The sequence below is a fragment of the Nocardia sp. bgisy134 genome (assembly GCF_965341865.1).
Classification (GTDB): Bacteria; Actinomycetota; Actinomycetes; order Mycobacteriales; family Mycobacteriaceae; genus Nocardia.
In genome coordinates this window covers 499,917-516,671 of record NZ_CBDQZP010000001.1, presented here as the reverse complement: position 1 = coordinate 516,671, position 16,755 = coordinate 499,917, and the positions used below count along the sequence as shown (strand labels likewise).

The following is a 16,755-nucleotide window of genomic DNA, read 5'->3' as shown; positions in this document are numbered from 1 at the left end:
TCAGCGCCGCGGCGACGACCAGTCCTCCAGCGCGCTCTTGGTGCCCGAGGGACAGCCGTCCCCCGCGTCGGGACGCGGCGACATCACCAGACACTCCTGCGGGCCCGGCTGGCCGACGCCCGCCGTGACCAGCACCGCGATCGACGAGCCGTCGGCGACCCTGCTGGTCGAGAAGCCCAGGGTGCCGGTGACGCCCCGGTAGTCCGTCTCGCGCAACTGCATCGCGATGGCGGTGCGGTTCAGCGAGCCGTCGGCCTGCTGCGGGCCGGTACGCACCGCGCGCAGGAACAGGCCGACCACGTCGTAGGCCAATCCGGTCCGGTCGCCGGGCCAGGACGGCTGATAGTCGGCCATCTGCGGGTAGACGCGCAGATCGCCGATCAGGGCCGCCAGTTCCGCGCACAACTGCTGGTAGTCGAACGCGACCGGTTCGTCGCCGAGTTCGCCGTTGCCGCGGACGCATTCGGCGCCGCCGAGCATCACCGGCGCGCCCTTGGCGACGTAGCGCACCGACAGATTGGCGGGCAACGCCGCCATCGCCTTCTGATCGGTGATCAGCCGGGTCACCGTGTCGTTGCCCAGGATGGCGGGCGACTCCCCGGTCAAGCAGCCGCGACTGACCGACTTGGCGAAGGTCGCGAAATCGTCGTTGCGGCCCGCGAAGAACAACAGGGTGCCGCGGTCGAAACCCGTTGTCTCGCAAGGGGCGGCAAAGCGATTGAGCTCCTGCTGTTCGGTCCACTCCATGCGGCGGTACGGCACGCCGCGGCCTTCCAGTTCGGTGCGCAGATCCTCGACCAGGGTCTCGACGTAGATGTCGCCGTCGGCCTTCGGGTGGTAGATGGCGACCTGGTTGTAGCGCGGCTGTCCGGCGCGCGGCGAGCCGGCCGGATGGCGGGCGCCCTGCACGTAGTCCGCGATCAACTTCGCTTGCGTCGCATTGCTCGGCGCCGCTTGGAAGTACAGCGGCGATGCCTTCTCCAGGCCGTCGGCCGAGAGCGTCGTCGCGACCACCGGCACGCCGAGTTCGCCGAGTCTTCCTATGGCGCGCCGGGTTTCGGCGTTGCTGCGGTCCATACCGACCACCCCGAGGATGCCCGGCTCGTCGGCAAGCAGGCCGCGCAGCTGATGGTCCACCACCCAGGTCGCGTGCTGCATACTGGAGCCGCCGTTGGCGACGACGACGCGCAACAGCGGTTCGGACTCGTCGGAAGCGAGCAGCGCGCGGCGCTGCTGCACCGCGAGCCCCGCGAGCTCCTCCACCTGGGCATGCGGGTAGCGCACATTGGCGTCCACGTAGCTGAGCCCGGAGAAGTAGATCAGTGTGACGACCGGGCGGCGCGGGTTGCCGCGGCGCGCGTCCGCGGCGGAGACGTTGAGCCGGAAGACTTCCCGCTGGATCGCCGACAGCTCCGGATCATCGGTGAAGACCTGGTCGGCGTTGTCGCTGTACCCGACGCACTCGCCGTCGCGCTGCTGCACCGAGATGCCCGCGGTCCACGGCCAGTGCGCGCAGGGCGCGCCGCGCAATGGCGGGATATACACGAGCGCGGCGGCCACCAGCAGCGCGACCGGAACCAGCACACACAATGCGACGAACCACTTGCGGGCTGCCAGCGGGGGCGCGGGCGGCACCGCGAGGTGGGCCAGGGCGGGGTCGCGGACGCGGCCGTTCAGCGGATCGGGCAGCCGCACGCGCAACGGCAGGAACCACGCGTCGCTCGCCCGGTTGGTGCGCATGTTGTCGATATCGCGCAGCCAGCGTTGCAGCGGGTCCGGTTGCTGCCCGGAATACGGGCGGTCGACCAGGCTTTCCAAGGTGTCGAGGTGCTGGAGGTCGCCGATCCGGGCCAGCTCGTCCGTCGACGACACGGCGGTCTCGTCGGCAAGGCCGGGGTCGTAGTCCAGGCAGGCGAATATCACCAGTGGATCGGAATGCCCTGTCTCGTTGCGGATGTCGTTGATCCAGCCGATCAGGCGCTTCGCCGCGCCGTCGCGCTCGACACCGCCGAGCAACGCCACCGGATACGCGGTGCGCCGCCAGCTCGACGGCCGCCACAGCCGCTTACGGTAGGCGTCGCGCAGATCCTCGAGGAAGGCGTGCACCAGCAGCTTGGCGACCTGCTCCTCGTTCTCGTCGCCGCGCCGCGAGGCGGTCAGCCGGGTCGCGAAACCCAGAAAACTGTCGGAGTATTCGGGCGCCAGGTAACGCTGGTGCATGAACCAGCGGGTGACCTTGGACATGCCGGGGATGCGACCGCTGATCCACAGCCACAGCCGCAGTACCGGCCACAGCGCGAGCACACCGAACACCAGCCGGGAGATGGTGTCGCCGCTGACGCCCTCGGCGGTGTCGGAACGGTCGGCGGGCGAACCGCTGCGCAGCAGGCGCGGCAGCCGCGACCGCAGCTCCACCGTGGCCTCGGTCTCGTCGCTCGTGACGCGCTGGCGGGTCAGCCAATCGGCGGTGCGGTAGCGCGGGAACTTGATCGGCCCCATCGCCGTGTCGTCGGTGGAGAAACCCTCGACCAGCCGCTGCACGATGGGCAGGCAGTGGCCCTGGATCTCCTCGCCCGTCGCGTTCGGATCGGGCGTCAGCGCGTCGGGCGGCAGGTCCGCCGCCTGCAGATCCACCCGCGCCCGCGGCGTCGCCCGCCTGCCGCCGGATTCGCCGAGCCAGCGGTAGATCTCGACGAGCAATGCACCGCCCGTGCCCGCGCCGACCAAGCCGACGATCGGGCGCGGCAGCGGGCGCCTGCGCCGCAGCAGCGTGCGGAACACGCGTGGCTTCGTGTCCGGCACCTCGAGCGCGCGTAGCAGTTCCAGCAGTTTGGGGACATCGTTGGCGGTATCAGGCAATTCGACGGCCTCCCCAGTGCGATGCATGGCTGCGACGCACACCCCGGGCGTCATCGGGGACTGTACCGGTACAAATCCGGCTCAGGCACCTTGTTCGCTCGAGTTCGCGACCCGCGAACGGGCCGATCGCTCAGAAGCCCAGCTTGCCAAGCTGTTTCGGATCGCGCTGCCAGTCCTTGGCGACCTTGACGTGTAGGTGCAGATAGATCCGCACGCCGAGAATGTGCTCGATCTGCTTGCGCGCGTTGGTGCCGACCTCCTTGAGGCGGCTGCCGCCCTTGCCGATGACAATGGCCTTCTGGCTGGGGCGTTCGACGTAGAGCAGCGCGTGCACGTCGAGCATCTCTTCGTTCTCCTCGCGCGGGAGAACCTCCTCGATCACCACGGCCAGCGAGTGCGGCAGCTCGTCGCGCACGCCCTCCAGCGCGGCCTCGCGGATGAGCTCGGCCATGAGGGTTTCCTCGGGCTCGTCGGTGAGCTCGCCGTCGGGGTAGAAGGCAGGGCCCTCCGGCATTTTCGAGGCGATCACGTCGACGAGCACCTCGACCTGCTCGCCCTTGACCGCCGACACCGGCACCACCTCGGCCTCGGGGCCGAGCAGTTCGGAGACGGCGAGCAACTGCGCGGCGATCTGCTCGCGACCCACCTTGTCGATCTTGGTGACCACGCCGAGCAGGGTGGTCTTGGGCGCCATCTGCTTGATCTGCTGCACGATCCAGCGGTCGCCCGGCCCGATCTTCTCGTCGGCCGGGATGCAGATCGCGATGACATCGACCTCGGAATAGGTGTCGCGCACCAGATCGTTGAGCCGCTGGCCGAGCAGGGTCCGCGGGCGGTGCAGACCCGGCGTGTCGACCAGGATCAGCTGCGCGTGCTCGCGGTGCACGATGCCGCGAATGGTGTGGCGGGTGGTCTGCGGTCGCGAGGAGGTGATGGCGATCTTCGCGCCGACCAACGCGTTGGTCAGCGTCGACTTGCCGGTGTTCGGCCTGCCGACGAAACAGACGAAACCGGAACGGAATTCGGCGGACCCGGACTTGTCAGCCACCCTGCACCTCGGTGCTCGCCGCGTCGTCCACGATGTCGAACACCGCGCCCGCGCGGTCGGTGAAGATGATCCGCGCCGCGCCGGACACCTCGCGCACCGCGGCGACCCCGGCGTCGGAGAACCGGCCGCCGACCACCACGGCCGCCTCGAAACCCTCCGCACCGCTGGAGATCGCGGCCGCGACGGCGGCCTGCAGCGCGGTGAGCCGCAGCGCCTGCAGGTCCACCTCGCCCGCCGCGTAGGTGCGGCCATCGGTGTCGCGGATCGCCGCGCCCCCCGTTCCTCCGGTGCGGCCCATCGCGCCGCGCGCCAGAGTCAGCAGCTTGGTGTCCTCGGCGTCCAGTTCAGTCATCGGTTGCTCCGTCCTCGTCCTCGTTGTCATTGCGCTTGCCGCCGTTGGATTTTGCGCCGTCGGCAACCGCCGCGCCCGCTTTCCCGGATTTCTCCGGCGCCTTGCGGACCAAGACCGTGTTGACCCGCATCCGGCCGCGCTGATCCGGACCGCCCTCGGCACGCAGCACCAGCCCGTGCACCACGATCTTCGATCCGGGCAGCGGCACCCTGCCGAGCTCGTGGGCGAGCAGACCGCCCACCGTGTCGACGTCCTCGTCCTCGATGTCCATCCCGTACAGCTCGCCGAGATCCTTCACCGACAGCCGGGCCGAGACCCGGAAGCGGCCCTCGCCGAGCTCCTCCACCGGCGGGGTCTCGCCGATGTCGTACTCGTCGGCGATCTCGCCGACGATCTCCTCGAGCACGTCCTCGATGGTCACCAGGCCCGCGATGCCGCCGTATTCGTCGACGAGCAGCGCCATGTGGTTGCGGCGGCGCTGCATCTCGTCGAGCAGTTTGTCCAGCGGCTTGGAGTCGGGCATGAACACCGCGGGGCGCATCACGTCGTGCACCCGGACCTTGCGGCTGCGATCGGCGTACGGCACCAGGTCTTTCAGGTACACCACGCCGCGGATGTCGTCGACGTTCTCGCCGACCACCGGGATCCGCGAATGGCCACTGCGCACCGCGAGCGACATGGCCTGCGAGGCCGACTTGTCCGCCTCGATCCACACCATCTCGGTGCGCGGCACCATCACTGCGCGGGCCGCAGTGTCGCCGAGCTCGAACACCGACTGGATCATGCGGCGCTCGTCGTCGTCCACCACGCCGCGCTCGCCCGCCATCTCGACCACCTCGCGCAGTTCGATCTCCGAGGCGAAGGGACCGTTGCGGAACCCCTTACCCGGGGTGATGGCGTTACCGATCAGGATCAGCAGCCTGCTCACCGGGCCGAGCAGCGCGCCGATGAACTGCAACGGCAGCGCGGCGGCCAAGGCGAGCGAATAGGCGTGCTGGCGGCCGAGGGTGCGCGGACCGACACCGATCACCACGTAGTCGACGAGCACCATCACCGCGGCGGTGAGCAGCAGCGCCCAGTTGTCGTCCCAGAGATCGATGAGCGCCGCGGCGAGCAGCACCGTCGCGCCGATCTCGCACAGCACGCGCAGTAGCACCATCAGGTTCACGTAGCGGGCGCGGTCGGCCACGATGCGGCTCAACCGCGCGGCGCCCGGGCGATCGGCGCGCACCATGTCGCCGAGACGCGCCAGGGAGATCGTGTTCAGCGCCGCGTCCACACCGGCGAACAATCCACCCGCGGGCACGAGCAGGACAGCCAGCAGGATGAGGGTCAGAGAGCTCACGCCGGGCCCAGCGCGTCACCGGGTCCGGTGAAGCCCGCCTTGCCGAGCAGGCGGGCGTCGCGCTCGGCGAGTTCGGCGCGCCGCCTGGCCTCGCGCAGGCTCTCGTACCACTCCTCGAGCAGCCGGGCCTGGAGGGCGAACATCTCCTTCTCCTCCTCCGGCTCGGCGTGGTCGTAGCCGAGCAGGTGCAGCACGCCGTGCACGGTGAGCAACGCGAGCTCGTGCTCCAGCGAATGCCCCGCCTTGCGCGCCTGCGCCGCCGCGAACTCCGGGCACAGCACGATGTCGCCGAGCATCGAGGGCCCGGGCTCGGGACTGTCCGGACGCCCGCCCGGCTCGAGCTCGTCCATCGGGAAGGACATCACATCGGTGGGACCGGGCAGGTCCATCCAGCGCATGTGCAGGTCGGCCATGGTGTCGAGATCGACGAGCACCATCGACAGTTCGGCCGCCGGATGCACGTCCATCCGGGCGATCACGAACCGCGCAACACTGACCAGGTCTTCTTCGGGTACGTCGATACCCGACTCGTTGGCGATCTCGATGCTCACCTGAACAGCCTATTCGACGCAGTCGGACGCAGTCCGTCCGCAGCCCTGCGCCGGGCCGAGCGAAGGCGAGGCAGCCGCCTATTCGACGCAGTCGGACGCAGTCCGTCCGCAGCCCTGCGCCGGGCCGAGCGAAGGCGAGGCAGCCGCCTATTCGACGCAGTCCGCGCCGGGCCGGGTGAAGGGAGAAGCAGCCACGGAGTAGACGTGGTGAGGCGGCCGTCCGCGACTCCGCGCGGCCACACAACGGCGAGCAGCCGCCTACTGGACGCAGCCGGGCGTCGTCCGACCGCAGCTCGCGCCAGGTCGAGTGACGGCGAGGCGACCGCATCTCGACAGACGACCGGCCGCCGACGAGACGTCGGCGGCCGGTGGATTCGCTGTGTGCCGGACGCGGTCCGAGGTGGTGCGCCTAACGCCGGTCGCGACCTGCGGCGCGGCGCTGGGCGCGATTGCCCGGATAGTGCGGGGTGACCTGGGGCCGGGTGGACTCCCAGCGGTCGTAGGCGTCGACGATGTCCGAGACCAAGCGGTGGCGGACGACGTCGCTGCTGGTGAGCTCCGCGAAGTGGATGTCCTCGATCTCGGTGAGGATCTCCGCGGCGGCGCGCAGGCCGGAGCGCGCGCCGGTGGGCAGGTCGACCTGGGTGACGTCGCCGGTGACCACGATCTTGGAGCCGAAGCCGAGACGCGTCAGGAACATCTTCATCTGCTCGGCCGTGGTGTTCTGCGCCTCGTCGAGAATGATGAAGGAGTCGTTGAGCGTCCGGCCGCGCATGTACGCCAGCGGCGCGACCTCGATGACGCCCGCGGCCATCAGCTTCGGGATCGCCTCCGGGTCCATCATGTCGTGCAGCGCGTCGTAGAGCGGACGCAGGTACGGGTCGATCTTCTCGTTGAGCGTGCCGGGCAGGAAGCCGAGCCGCTCGCCCGCCTCGACGGCGGGGCGGGTGAGGATGATCCGGTTGACCTGCTTGGTCTGCAGCGCCTGCACGGCCTTGGCCATGGCCAGGTAGGTCTTGCCGGTGCCCGCGGGTCCGATGCCGAACACGATGGTGTTGGCGTCGATCGCGTCGACGTAGCGCTTCTGGTTCAGCGTCTTGGGCCGAATGGTCTTGCCGCGCCGGGACAGGATGTCCAGGCTCAGCACTTCCGCGGGGGAGTCCGAGGACCCTTCGGTCAGCATCGACACCGTGTGCCGCACCGCCTCCGGCGTCACCACCCTGTTGCGGCCGGTCAGCGCGATGAGCTGTTCGATGACGCGCTCGGCGAGGGCGACATCGGCCGCCTTGCCGGTAAGGGTCACGGAATTGCCGCGAACGTGGATGTCCGCGTCGAGCAGCTGCTCGAGCTGACGCAGATTCTGGTCGGCCGAACCGAGGAAGGGGAACACGGATTCGGGAGCGAGTTCGATGCTGGAGCGCACGGTGCGTGCCGCGGGGCCCGAGCCGTTGTCGCGGGTGCCAATGCCTGCTGTGGGGTTGGTCGGGTCGCCGATCTCGCCTTGTGTTCGCAAAAGTGGTTACAGCCTGCTTTCCGGTCTCGACAGCCGTGGTGAATGACAAAAGTTTAACGCGCCCCACCGACACCGCACAGTGAATAAACGGCTACCGATGCGGCGGCCATTCCCGCCGTGTGCTGGATATTCCCCCGTGCCGGTCGGACCAATCCTCGGCGAAGTCACGGAACCGTTTCACCGCGTCCGACGGCGCGGCCGCGGCCGACCAGATCAGTCCCACCTCCCGTGACGCGCCCTCGTCCGCCAACGGCACCAGGACGGGCCCGGAGCGCGCCACGGCCGGGGCCGGATCCTCCAGCGGGAGCACCGCGACCCCGAGTCCCGCCGCCACCAGCCCGGTGCTGGTGACCAGGTCGGTGGGCTCGAAGGCGATGTGCGGGCGGATGTCCGCCGCCGCGCACAGTTCGTCGAAGATGCGCCGCATCCCGAACCCGGGCGGCATGGAGACGAACTCGTCGCCGCCCAGTTCGGCCATGCTCACCTGCCTGCGCCCGGCCAGCCGGTGCTCCGCGGGCACGGCGAGCACCAGCGGCTGACGCAGCAGTCCGCGCCACCCGACACCGGGCGCCGTCGGGCGTGGGGAGACGACGGCGAGGTCGGCCGCGCCGTCGAGCACCTGCCCGGTGATCTTCTCCGCGCCGCCTTGGCGCAACGTCACGGTGACCCGGCCCGCGTTGCGCCGGAAACCGGCGATCAGCTGCGGCACCAGCCAGCCGCCGAAAGAATGCAGGAACGACAGCCGCACCACTCCGCGCGCGGGATTGGCGAGATCGGCGACGGCTTGGCCCGCCGCGTCGAGTTCGGCCTGCGCGCGGCGCGCGTGTTCGTAATAGACGCGCCCGAATTCGTTGAGCGCGATGCGTTTTCCCTTCCGGTCGAACAATTCCGCGCCGAGCTTGCGTTCCAGCCGGGCCAGCATCCTGGACAGCGTCGGCTGCGCGATGTGCAGGCGTTCGGCGGCCGCGCTCATCCGCTCCAGTTCGGCGAGTGTCGTGAACCACCGCAGATCCTCACCGAGCACCTCACTACCTCCCTATATGCAATAGAGGCATCAACTCGATAATCATTATTCATTTCCTTTCGGAACGTGCGGCGACAATCCTGAAATCAGGAGGTAGCCATGACCAGCACAACGGCGCGACCGTCGACGAACGTCAGCACGCAGAGCCCGTCCGCCGATGTGGCGCACAACCGCAGAATCACCCTCGCGCTGTTCGCGGCGGGCCTGACCACCTTCGCGTCCATGTACAACGCGCAGGCGCTGCTGCCGAGCCTGTCCGAGGCGTTCGGCGCGACGCCCGCCCGCGCGGCCCTCGCGGTCTCGCTCACCACCGGCTGCCTCGCGCTGGCCATCGTGCCGGTGAGCGCGCTGTCCAACCGGATCGGCCGCACCAGAGTGATGATCGGATCGGCGGTGGCCGCCGCGATCATCGGGCTGCTGCTGCCGTTCAGTCCCTCGCTCGACGCGCTGCTGGCGGGGCGGGCGCTGCAAGGCATCGCGCTGGCCGGGGTGCCCGCGGTGGCGATGGCGTATCTGGCGGAGGAGATCGGGACCGAGGGCCTCGGCGCGGCGATGGGCGTGTACGTGGCAGGTACCACGATCGGCGGTCTCGCCGGACGCCTGATTCCCTCGTTCACCCTCGACGTTGCGTCTTGGCGCTGGGCCGCGGCGGCAGTCGGCGTGGCCGTGGCGGCGGGCACGGTGTGGTTCGTCCAGCTGTTGCCGCCCTCGCGGGGGTTCGTGGCCCGGCCCGCCGGATTGCGCACCGTACTCGGCGATCTCGGCGCGCAGCTGCGCCACCGTCAGCTGCTCGCGCTGTTCGGCCTGGCCTTCGTGTTGATGGGCGGCTTCGTCTCGGTCTACAACTTCCTCGGCTACCGGCTCACCCAGCGCCCCTTCGAATTGCCCGCGGCGGTGGCGGGTTCGGTGTTCCTGCTGTATCTGGCGGGCACCCTGGCGTCGGCCTGGGGCGGCAGGCTCGCCGACCGCGTCGGCAGGCACCGGATGCTCACCGCGTCGATGGTGCTGATGGGCGTCGGGCTGGCGCTGAGCCTGCCGGACAGGTTGGGCTGCGTGGCCGGCGGCGTCTTGCTCTACACCGCGGGCTTCTTCGCCGCGCACACGGTCGCGAGCGCCTGGGTCGGCACGCTGGCCCACGGCAATCGCGGGGCCGCTTCCTCGCTGTATTTGTTCTTCTACTACCTCGGCAGCGCGGTCGTCGGCGGCCTGTCGGGTGTGGCCTTCGCGCACGCGGGCTGGCTCGGGCTGACGGGCACCGTCGCCGCGCTGCTCGCCGCGGGAGCGATCCTCTTCGCCGTCTCGATGATCCGCGCCCAGTCCGGCGTGGCGTCGCGGCCGCGGCCCACGTCCAAGGGTTTCCAGTAGACCCGAAGCCTCTCCGCGACGACCGATTCGGCGACCGGGATGCCGCGACGAGCCCCGCCGAACGATTGGGGCTACGGGTGAGCCCGCCGAGCGAGCGCTGTGAACATCACCAACGCGGCGTCAACGCGCCCAGCGCCCCGAGCGCGACCGCGGCCGCCGTCGAGGTGCGCAGCACGGTCGGCCCGAGTAGCACGACGTCCGCTCCGGCCGCGGCGAGTTCGGTGAGCTCGGCTTCGTCCAGCCCGCCTTCCGGACCGACGATCAGCACTACCTCCCGCACCTCCCGGACGGGGAGCTCGGCGAAACGACCCCGGCCGGATTCGTGCAGCGCAGCCACGATCGCGCCCTCGGCCTTGGCCTTTCGGACCAGCTCGAGCAGGTCGCGGGTGCGGTGCAGGTCGGCGACCTCGGGGATGTAGGCGCGCCGGGACTGGCGGGCGGCCGAGCGCGCCGCGGCACGCCACTTGTCGACGGCCTTGGCGGCCTTGCCCTCCCAGTTGGCGACGCAGCGCGCCGCCTGCCACGGCACGATCGCGTCCGCACCCGCCTCGGTCATCAGCTCGACGGCCAGCTCCGAGCGGTCCGATTTCGGCAGCGCCTGCACCACCGTGACGCGCGGCGAGACCGGCTGCGCCACGGTCTTGTTCAGCACTTTCAGGTCGAGCCGGTCGCGCTGGGTGGCGACGACCTCCGATTCGGCGAGCACACCGCGTCCGTCGGACAGGGTGATCGGTTCGCCGACCCGGGTGCGCCGCACGGTCGCCGCGTGCCGCCCCTCGGGGCCGTCGAGCACCGCGACCGCGCCGGGCTCGGGAATGTCGTCGAGATAGAAGACCGTGGCGGCCAACGGCTCAGCGCCCGCTGAACGAGGCGCGCAACCGGGCGAACAGACCGCTGTTGTGCTCGGACTGCGTCGACATCACCTCGGCGCGGTCACGTTCGCGCATGCCCTTGTACTTGCGCAGCAGGTCGGTCTGCTTGCCGTCCAGCTTGGTGGGCACCACGATGTCCAGGTGCGCGATCAGGTCACCACGCGCGCCGGAGCGCAGCTTGGGCATGCCGTGCCCGCGCAGCACCGACACCTCGTTGGGCTGAGTGCCCGGCGCGATGGTCAGTTCGGTCGGACCGTCCAGGATCGTGTCGATGACGACAGTGGTGCCGAGCGCGGCGTCCACCATCGGGACCCGAATGGTGCAGTGCAGGTCGTCACCGTCGCGGACGAACACGTCGTGCGGCTGCTCCACGATCTCCACGTACAGATCGCCCGCGTGGCCACCGCCGTGGCCGACCTCGCCCTGGGCGGCCAGCCGGACGCGCATGCCGTTCGCGACACCTGCCGGAATGGGCGCGGCGATCTCGCGACGGGCGCGGACCCGGCCGTCGCCGCCGCACTTGTGACAGGGATCCGGGATGGTCTCGCCTGCGCCGCGGCAGGTCGGGCACGGCCGCGAGGTGAGCACCTGACCCAGGAACGACCGCTGCACGGACTGGACTTCGCCTGCGCCGCCACAGGTTTCGCAGCGCACCGGCTTGGAGTTGCCGTTGGTGCCCGCGCCGTGGCAGCTGTCACAGAGGATGGCGGTGTCGACGGTCAGGTGCTTGGTGACGCCGACCGCGCATTCGGCGAGGCTGAGACGGGTGCGCAGCAGCGAGTCGGCGCCCGGCTGCACCCGGCCGCGCGGCTTGCGCTGGCCGCCGCCCGCGCCGCTCATGCCGCCGAAGAACGCCTCGAAAACGTCGCCGAGACCGCCGAAGCCCGCGCCGGTGAAGCCCGCGCCGCCCCCGCCGGACTCGAGCGGATCGCCGCCCACGTCGACGATCCGGCGCTTCTCCGGATCGGAGAGCACCTCGTAGGCCGCCGACACGTCCTTGAACTTGGCCTGGGCGGCCTCGTCGGGGTTGACGTCCGGGTGGAGTTCGCGGGCCAGCTTGCGGTAAGCGCGCTTGATCTCCTGGTCGGTCGCGTTCTTCGCGACGCCGAGCAGTCCGTAGTAGTCCCGTGCCACTTGAGTTCTCTAGTCCTTGGTCGCTGTGACTCGCCTGTGCCGCTCCAACCGAATGCCGACGTCGTCGGCATTAGTCGGATGCACTCAACTTTATCCGGCCAGAGGTTCGAGGGTAGCAGCGCCGTGAGCACGGTTCGGCGTCAGCGCTCGGCCAGCACCTCGCCGATATAGCGCGCCACGGCCGCGACCGAGGCGATGGTGCCCGGGTAATCCATCCGAGTGGGGCCGAGCACGCCCATGCCGCCGAGCACCGCGCCCTCGACGCCGTAGCCGGTCGACACCACCGACGTGCTGCGCATCTGCTCGACCTGGGTCTCCTCGCCGATCCGCACGGTCACCGTGCCGGGGTGCTGCGCGGCGGCGAGCAGCTTGAGCACGATCACCTGCTCCTCCAGCGCCTCCAGCACCTGTCGCAGCGACCCCGGCAAGCCGAAATCGGCTGCGTTGCGGGTGAGATTCGCGGTGCCGCCGAGCACGAGACGTTCCTCCGGATGCTCGACCAACGTCTCCACCAGCACCGTGGACACCCGGATCAGCACATCGCGCAGCTGACGCGGGGCGCGCTCGGGGAGTTCGGCGACCGCGGCCGAGGCGGAGGCCAGGCGCTTGCCGTCCATCGCGCCGCCGAGCATGGCGCGCAGCGCGGCCAGGTCCTCGTCGTCGATCACCGCGCCGAGCTCCACGAGACGCTGGTCGACCCGGCCGGTGTCGGTGATCACCACGAGCAGCAGGCGCGCCGGATTCAACGCGACCACCTCGATGTGGCGCACCGTCGACGCCGAGACGGTCGGGTACTGCACCACCGCGACCTGTCTGGTCAGCTGGGCCAGCAGTCGCACGCCGCGGCGCAGCACGTCGTCGAGATCCACGCCGGATTCCAGGAACTCCATGATCGCGCGCCTTTCGGCGGGCGAGAGCGGCTTCACCTCGGAGATCCGGTCGACGAACTGCCGGTAGCCCTTGTCGGTGGGGATGCGACCGGAGCTGGTGTGCGGCTGGGCGATGTAGCCCTCGGCCTCCAGCACCGCCATGTCGTTACGGACCGTCGCGCTGGAGACACCCAAATTGTGCCGCTCCACCAGGGTTTTCGACCCGATGGGCTCCTTGGTGGCGACATAGTCCGCGACGATCGCGCGTAGGACCTCGAAGCGCCGATCCTCGGTGCTCGACATCGGCCCCACCTCCTCGCTTTCTCGTTACGCCGCAGGCCGCCGACGCATTCGGGAGCGCGCGAAACACCGCGGCCGCCCGGTCGTCTGAGTATCCAGTTTAGTTGCCGACCTGCCAATCGACCGGTCCCGCGTAGTGCGTGACCCGGGCGACCGTGGCATTCTCGGCGACGTTGTCGCGAACCGCAACGGGGATGGTGATGCCGACCTACGACGGCGCCCACCGCCGTCTACGCGCGCGCACGGCCGTCGCGCCGACCACCGGCGGAGCGGTCGGCGCAACAGCCGCAGCCGCTTCCCCATCGCGTGGACGGCATTCGGAACCGTGCCGTGTCCTCGCGGTGTCGACCGGGATCCTGCGGCTGCTGGTACCCGACTCTCAGCGGCTGTCGAAACCCTTGGCGCGCTTGCCCGCCTGAGCGTCGAGGCCGAGCATGGCGAGCAGGGACTGGCAGTCGGCGGCGTCGTGGGCGTATCCGGCAACTGTGCGGGCCGCTATCGCGCTCTTGCGCGCGTGCTCCGCCTTCTCGGCGGCCCTGGCCTCGGCGAATTCGCCGGGGCTCTGAACGAGATCGATGGGTCGGTCCTGGGGCATGGGACTCCTCCGTGTCGAGCCGGAGCCTACGCGGGTTCCCCCGGCTGCGATAGAGCTCACACCAGGACGTTCGCGGACACTTGTCACACCTCGGGTCGCCGCGTCGTCCTCCGGGCGTAGGTATCGACTCGAAGGAGTACCGAATGCGAATCGCAGTGGTGGGCGCCAGCGGGCGGATCGGCCGCGAGGTGATCGACGTGCTGAAGAACCAGGGCCACGAGATCGTGGCGATCACCCGGGCCACGGGCGTCGACGTCTACACCGGCGCGGGGCTGGCGGACGCGCTGGCCGGGGTGGACATCGTGGTGGACGCGGTGAATGCCGCCACCACCGACACGGCGGCGGTGACCGACTATTTCGGCACCATCGCGCGCACCGTGCAGCGGGAAGCGGCCGCGGCGGGCGTGCGGCGCATCGCGGTCGTCTCGATCATCGGCATCGATCCGTTCACCGCGGGGCACTACGCCGGAAAGCTGGCGCACGAGGCGGGCTACCGCGAGGGGCCGGTGCCGGTGCGAGTGCTGCGGGCGGCCCAGTTCCACGAGTTCACCGAGATGATGCTCGAATGGACGACCCGGGACGACACGGCCTACGTGCCGAAATTCCGTACCCAGCTCGTCGCCGCCCGCACCACCGCCGAAGAACTGGCCGCGCTCGCCCTCGCCGAGGAGGCCGCCGGCGTGGTCGAGATCGCGGGCCCGGAGGAGCTGAACCTCGCCGTGGCCGTCGCGAAACTCGCTGCGCGCCGGGGTGATCCGGCCCGCGTCGAGGAGATCGTCGATGCCGAGGACCCGAACCAGGAACTCCAAGCCGCGGGCGCGCTGCTGCCCGGACCGGACGCGATCCTGGCGGGGCCGACCTTCGACGAGTGGCTGGACCACAAGTACCCCGCGCGGTAGTCGTCGCGAAAGGCGCTGCGGCCGTGGGGGTCGGTCGAACGAGCGGCACAAGCAGCCTATGCCATGCGAAAAAGGTTGCGGCCGTTGGGAATCAGTCGAGCAGGCGACGGACGACGCCGTCGGCGAGCAGACGGCCCCGGTCGGTGAGGACGAGATGGCCGTCGGAGCGGAATGCCAAGCCGTCGGCGATGATCCGGTCCACGGCCGGGGTGGCGGAGGCGGCGAGGTCCGTGAGGGGGAGGCCGGTGCGGAGCCGCACGGTCAGCATGACGCGTTCGAAATAGCGCTCGTCGTCGTTGAGCGATTCCCAGCCTGCGGCGGGCAGACCACCGCGGGCGACGCGCTCGGCGTAGCGCGCCGGATGCTTGACGTTCCACCAGCGCACGCCGCCGAGGTGGCTGTGCGCGCCGGGGCCTGCGCCGAGCCAGTCGCCGCCGTCCCAGTACCCGAGGTTGTGCCTGCACCGGGCGGAATCGTTTGCCGCCCAATTGGATACCTCGTACCAGGTGAGGCCCGCAGCGGCGAGGCGAGTGTCGATGCGTTCGTAGCGGGCGGCGAGCACGTCGTCGTCGGGGGCGGGCAGTTCGCCGCGACGCACCTTGCGCGCCAACGCGGTTCCGTCCTCGACGATGAGCGAATACGCGGAGACGTGATCGACACCGGCGTCGAGCACCGCGTCCAGGCTGGCGTCGAGATCGGCGTCGCGCTCACCCGGCGTGCCGTAGATCAGGTCCAGGTTCACGTGCTCGAATCCCGCGGCCCGCGCTTCCCGCGCGGCGGCGACCGCACGGCCAGGGGTGTGGGTGCGGTCGAGCACCGCGAGCACATGCCGGGCGGCCGACTGCATGCCCAGCGAGACGCGGGTGTACCCCGCCGCCCTGATGCGGTCGAAGAACTCCGGCGAGGTGGATTCCGGATTCGACTCGGTGGTCACCTCGGCGTCCGGCGCGAGCGTGAATGCCGATCGGACGGCGTCGAGCACCTCGGCGAGACCGTCCCCGCCGAGCAGCGACGGCGTGCCGCCGCCGACGAAGATCGTCGAGACCTCGGGCGTGGCCGACGGCAGACCCGCGAACCGATCGGCGGCCGCGGCCAGTTCACCGCGCAACGCCGCGAGCCACGACTGCGGCGATGCAGAGCTGCCGAGCTCGCCCGCGGTGTAGGTGTTGAAGTCGCAGTACCCGCAGCGCGTCGCGCAGAAGGGCACGTGCACGTACACGCCGAACGGCCCGCCGCCGAAGTCGCGCAGCACGGGCGCGGCGGCGTCGATCTCCGAGAGGGGTACGGCGGAACTCACCTGTCCAGTGTGCCCGCCGAACAGTGCGACCTTTCGCCCGGGGACCGTCCCACCACCGGGGACGTGCCGACCGTCACTTCCACGCGTGAACCCGTGGGCGATGTCGCAGCGGGGACTCGGCGGCGCGCACCAGGACGAGCAGGCCGCCTGCGCCGGCGATCGAAAAGGCCGCGGCCGCGACGACCCAGCGGCCGCGCCCATGAACTCAGTCCGCGACGATCGGCGTGTTCTGGTTCGCGGTGAGCAACCAGCGGCCGTCCTCCTTGGCCATCACGTACATCGGGGTGCCCTCGCCCTCCAGGACCCCTTCGTTGGTGAAGTACCGCTGACGCACCTTCACCGCGGCCACGTCGGGGCGGATGAACAGCACGTGCTCGAGCTCGTAGGTCGCCTTGCCGTGCGTGGTCGCGCCGGGCAGCAAGGCAGCGGTGAACTCGGCGATGGCGTCGCGGCCGAACAGGCGCTTGCCGTGGCCCGTGGTCCAGATGGCGTCGGCGCGGAACAGCGCGACGAATTCGTCGACGAGCTCGTGCTGCTGCACGTGCTCGACGGTGGCGACGATCTGGCGGATGGCTTCGATTTCGACGTCGGTGTCGACGGGTGCGGTACTCATGGGATACACACTCGTACCTCGAGATAACTCGAGGTCAACGGAGCGTGCCACGGTTCACATCGGACACTTCGGACGAATCACCAGCCGCGTTCGCGCGGGAAAATATGACGACCATCACA

15 protein-coding genes are annotated in these 16,755 nt (G+C 70.1%); 2 read left to right on the top strand and 13 right to left on the bottom strand.

From position 1 onward, the window contains the following. The 7 genes from ACRWNM_RS02240 to ACRWNM_RS02210 all read right to left on the bottom strand — a co-directional run bounded on the left by ACRWNM_RS02240 (position 1) and on the right by ACRWNM_RS02210 (position 8,692). A complete protein-coding gene (locus ACRWNM_RS02240) occupies positions 1–2,886 on the bottom strand; it encodes a hypothetical protein (protein ID WP_431962897.1) in 2,886 nt (961 codons plus the stop codon). Positions 2,887–2,989: 103 nt separating this feature from the next. Further along, a complete protein-coding gene (era, locus tag ACRWNM_RS02235) occupies positions 2,990–3,907 on the bottom strand; it encodes a GTPase Era (protein ID WP_431962895.1) in 918 nt (305 codons plus the stop codon). Beyond that, the gene (locus ACRWNM_RS02230) at positions 3,900–4,259 is read right to left on the bottom strand and encodes a cytidine deaminase (RefSeq protein ID WP_431962893.1); all 360 of its coding nucleotides are present in this window, start codon (positions 4,257–4,259) and stop codon (positions 3,900–3,902) included. Before ACRWNM_RS02230 ends, era begins: the two co-directional genes overlap by 8 nt. Then, positions 4,252–5,604 (bottom strand): hemolysin family protein, encoded by a 1,353-nt coding sequence (locus ACRWNM_RS02225; RefSeq protein ID WP_431962891.1) that lies wholly within the window; start codon positions 5,602–5,604, stop codon positions 4,252–4,254. The genes ACRWNM_RS02230 and ACRWNM_RS02225 overlap by 8 nt, the downstream gene beginning before the upstream one ends. Continuing rightward, entirely contained in the window at positions 5,601–6,155 is a 555-nt protein-coding gene (ybeY, locus tag ACRWNM_RS02220) for an rRNA maturation RNase YbeY (protein ID WP_067787232.1), read from the bottom strand. Before ybeY ends, ACRWNM_RS02225 begins: the two co-directional genes overlap by 4 nt. A gap of 409 nt (positions 6,156–6,564) precedes the next feature. After that, positions 6,565–7,620 carry a PhoH family protein gene (locus tag ACRWNM_RS02215; protein ID WP_431963575.1) on the bottom strand — a complete coding sequence of 352 codons (1,056 nt, stop codon included), beginning with the start codon at positions 7,618–7,620 and terminating at the stop codon, positions 6,565–6,567. A 139-nt stretch (positions 7,621–7,759) separates the two neighbouring features. After that, positions 7,760–8,692 carry a LysR family transcriptional regulator gene (locus ACRWNM_RS02210; RefSeq protein WP_431962888.1) on the bottom strand — a complete coding sequence of 311 codons (933 nt, stop codon included), beginning with the start codon at positions 8,690–8,692 and terminating at the stop codon, positions 7,760–7,762. Positions 8,693–8,791: 99 nt separating this feature from the next. On the opposite strand from ACRWNM_RS02210, the gene ACRWNM_RS02205 reads away from it, so the two are divergent. Beyond that, complete coding sequence (locus ACRWNM_RS02205) at positions 8,792–10,057, top strand: MFS transporter (protein WP_431962886.1); 1,266 nt, start codon at positions 8,792–8,794, stop codon at positions 10,055–10,057. Positions 10,058–10,163: 106 nt separating this feature from the next. Here the strand turns inward: ACRWNM_RS02205 and ACRWNM_RS02200 are convergent, their stop codons facing one another. The 4 genes from ACRWNM_RS02200 to ACRWNM_RS02185 form a co-directional block, all read right to left on the bottom strand. Then, a complete protein-coding gene (locus ACRWNM_RS02200; protein ID WP_431962884.1) occupies positions 10,164–10,904 on the bottom strand; it encodes a 16S rRNA (uracil(1498)-N(3))-methyltransferase in 741 nt (246 codons plus the stop codon). Positions 10,905–10,908: 4 nt separating this feature from the next. Then, on the bottom strand, positions 10,909–12,063 hold the full coding sequence (dnaJ, locus tag ACRWNM_RS02195; protein WP_431962882.1) for a molecular chaperone DnaJ: 1,155 nt from the start codon (positions 12,061–12,063) through the stop codon (positions 10,909–10,911). Between the two features lie 140 nt (positions 12,064–12,203). Further along, positions 12,204–13,235: a heat-inducible transcriptional repressor HrcA gene (gene hrcA, locus ACRWNM_RS02190; protein WP_431962880.1), complete on the bottom strand. Its 1,032-nt coding sequence runs from the start codon at positions 13,233–13,235 to the stop codon at positions 12,204–12,206. A gap of 376 nt (positions 13,236–13,611) precedes the next feature. Beyond that, positions 13,612–13,827 carry a hypothetical protein gene (locus tag ACRWNM_RS02185; protein ID WP_431962878.1) on the bottom strand — a complete coding sequence of 72 codons (216 nt, stop codon included), beginning with the start codon at positions 13,825–13,827 and terminating at the stop codon, positions 13,612–13,614. A gap of 143 nt (positions 13,828–13,970) precedes the next feature. On the opposite strand from ACRWNM_RS02185, the gene ACRWNM_RS02180 reads away from it, so the two are divergent. After that, positions 13,971–14,726, top strand: coding sequence for an SDR family oxidoreductase (locus ACRWNM_RS02180; protein ID WP_431962876.1), 756 nt, complete (start codon positions 13,971–13,973; stop codon positions 14,724–14,726). A 91-nt stretch (positions 14,727–14,817) separates the two neighbouring features. Here ACRWNM_RS02180 and hemW read toward each other — a convergent pair whose 3' ends face one another. Both hemW and ACRWNM_RS02170 read right to left on the bottom strand, forming a co-directional pair. Further along, on the bottom strand, positions 14,818–16,023 hold the full coding sequence (hemW, locus tag ACRWNM_RS02175; protein ID WP_431962874.1) for a radical SAM family heme chaperone HemW: 1,206 nt from the start codon (positions 16,021–16,023) through the stop codon (positions 14,818–14,820). A gap of 205 nt (positions 16,024–16,228) precedes the next feature. Beyond that, on the bottom strand, positions 16,229–16,636 hold the full coding sequence (locus ACRWNM_RS02170; protein WP_431962872.1) for an SgcJ/EcaC family oxidoreductase: 408 nt from the start codon (positions 16,634–16,636) through the stop codon (positions 16,229–16,231). Positions 16,637–16,755: the final 119 nt, after the last annotated feature.

What these genes read in the sequence shown, in the direction of transcription:
- ACRWNM_RS02205 (WP_431962886.1), top strand. Translation starts at nt 8,792, where the DNA reads ATGACCAGCACAACGGCGCGACCGTCGACGAACGTCAGCACGCAGAGC.
- ACRWNM_RS02170 (WP_431962872.1), bottom strand. Translation starts at nt 16,636, where the DNA reads ATGAGTACCGCACCCGTCGACACCGACGTCGAAATCGAAGCCATCCGC.
- hrcA (WP_431962880.1), bottom strand. Translation starts at nt 13,235, where the DNA reads ATGTCGAGCACCGAGGATCGGCGCTTCGAGGTCCTACGCGCGATCGTC.
- ACRWNM_RS02240 (WP_431962897.1), bottom strand. Translation starts at nt 2,886, where the DNA reads ATGCATCGCACTGGGGAGGCCGTCGAATTGCCTGATACCGCCAACGAT.
- ACRWNM_RS02180 (WP_431962876.1), top strand. Translation starts at nt 13,971, where the DNA reads ATGCGAATCGCAGTGGTGGGCGCCAGCGGGCGGATCGGCCGCGAGGTG.
- ACRWNM_RS02185 (WP_431962878.1), bottom strand. Translation starts at nt 13,827, where the DNA reads ATGCCCCAGGACCGACCCATCGATCTCGTTCAGAGCCCCGGCGAATTC.
- ACRWNM_RS02230 (WP_431962893.1), bottom strand. Translation starts at nt 4,259, where the DNA reads ATGACTGAACTGGACGCCGAGGACACCAAGCTGCTGACTCTGGCGCGC.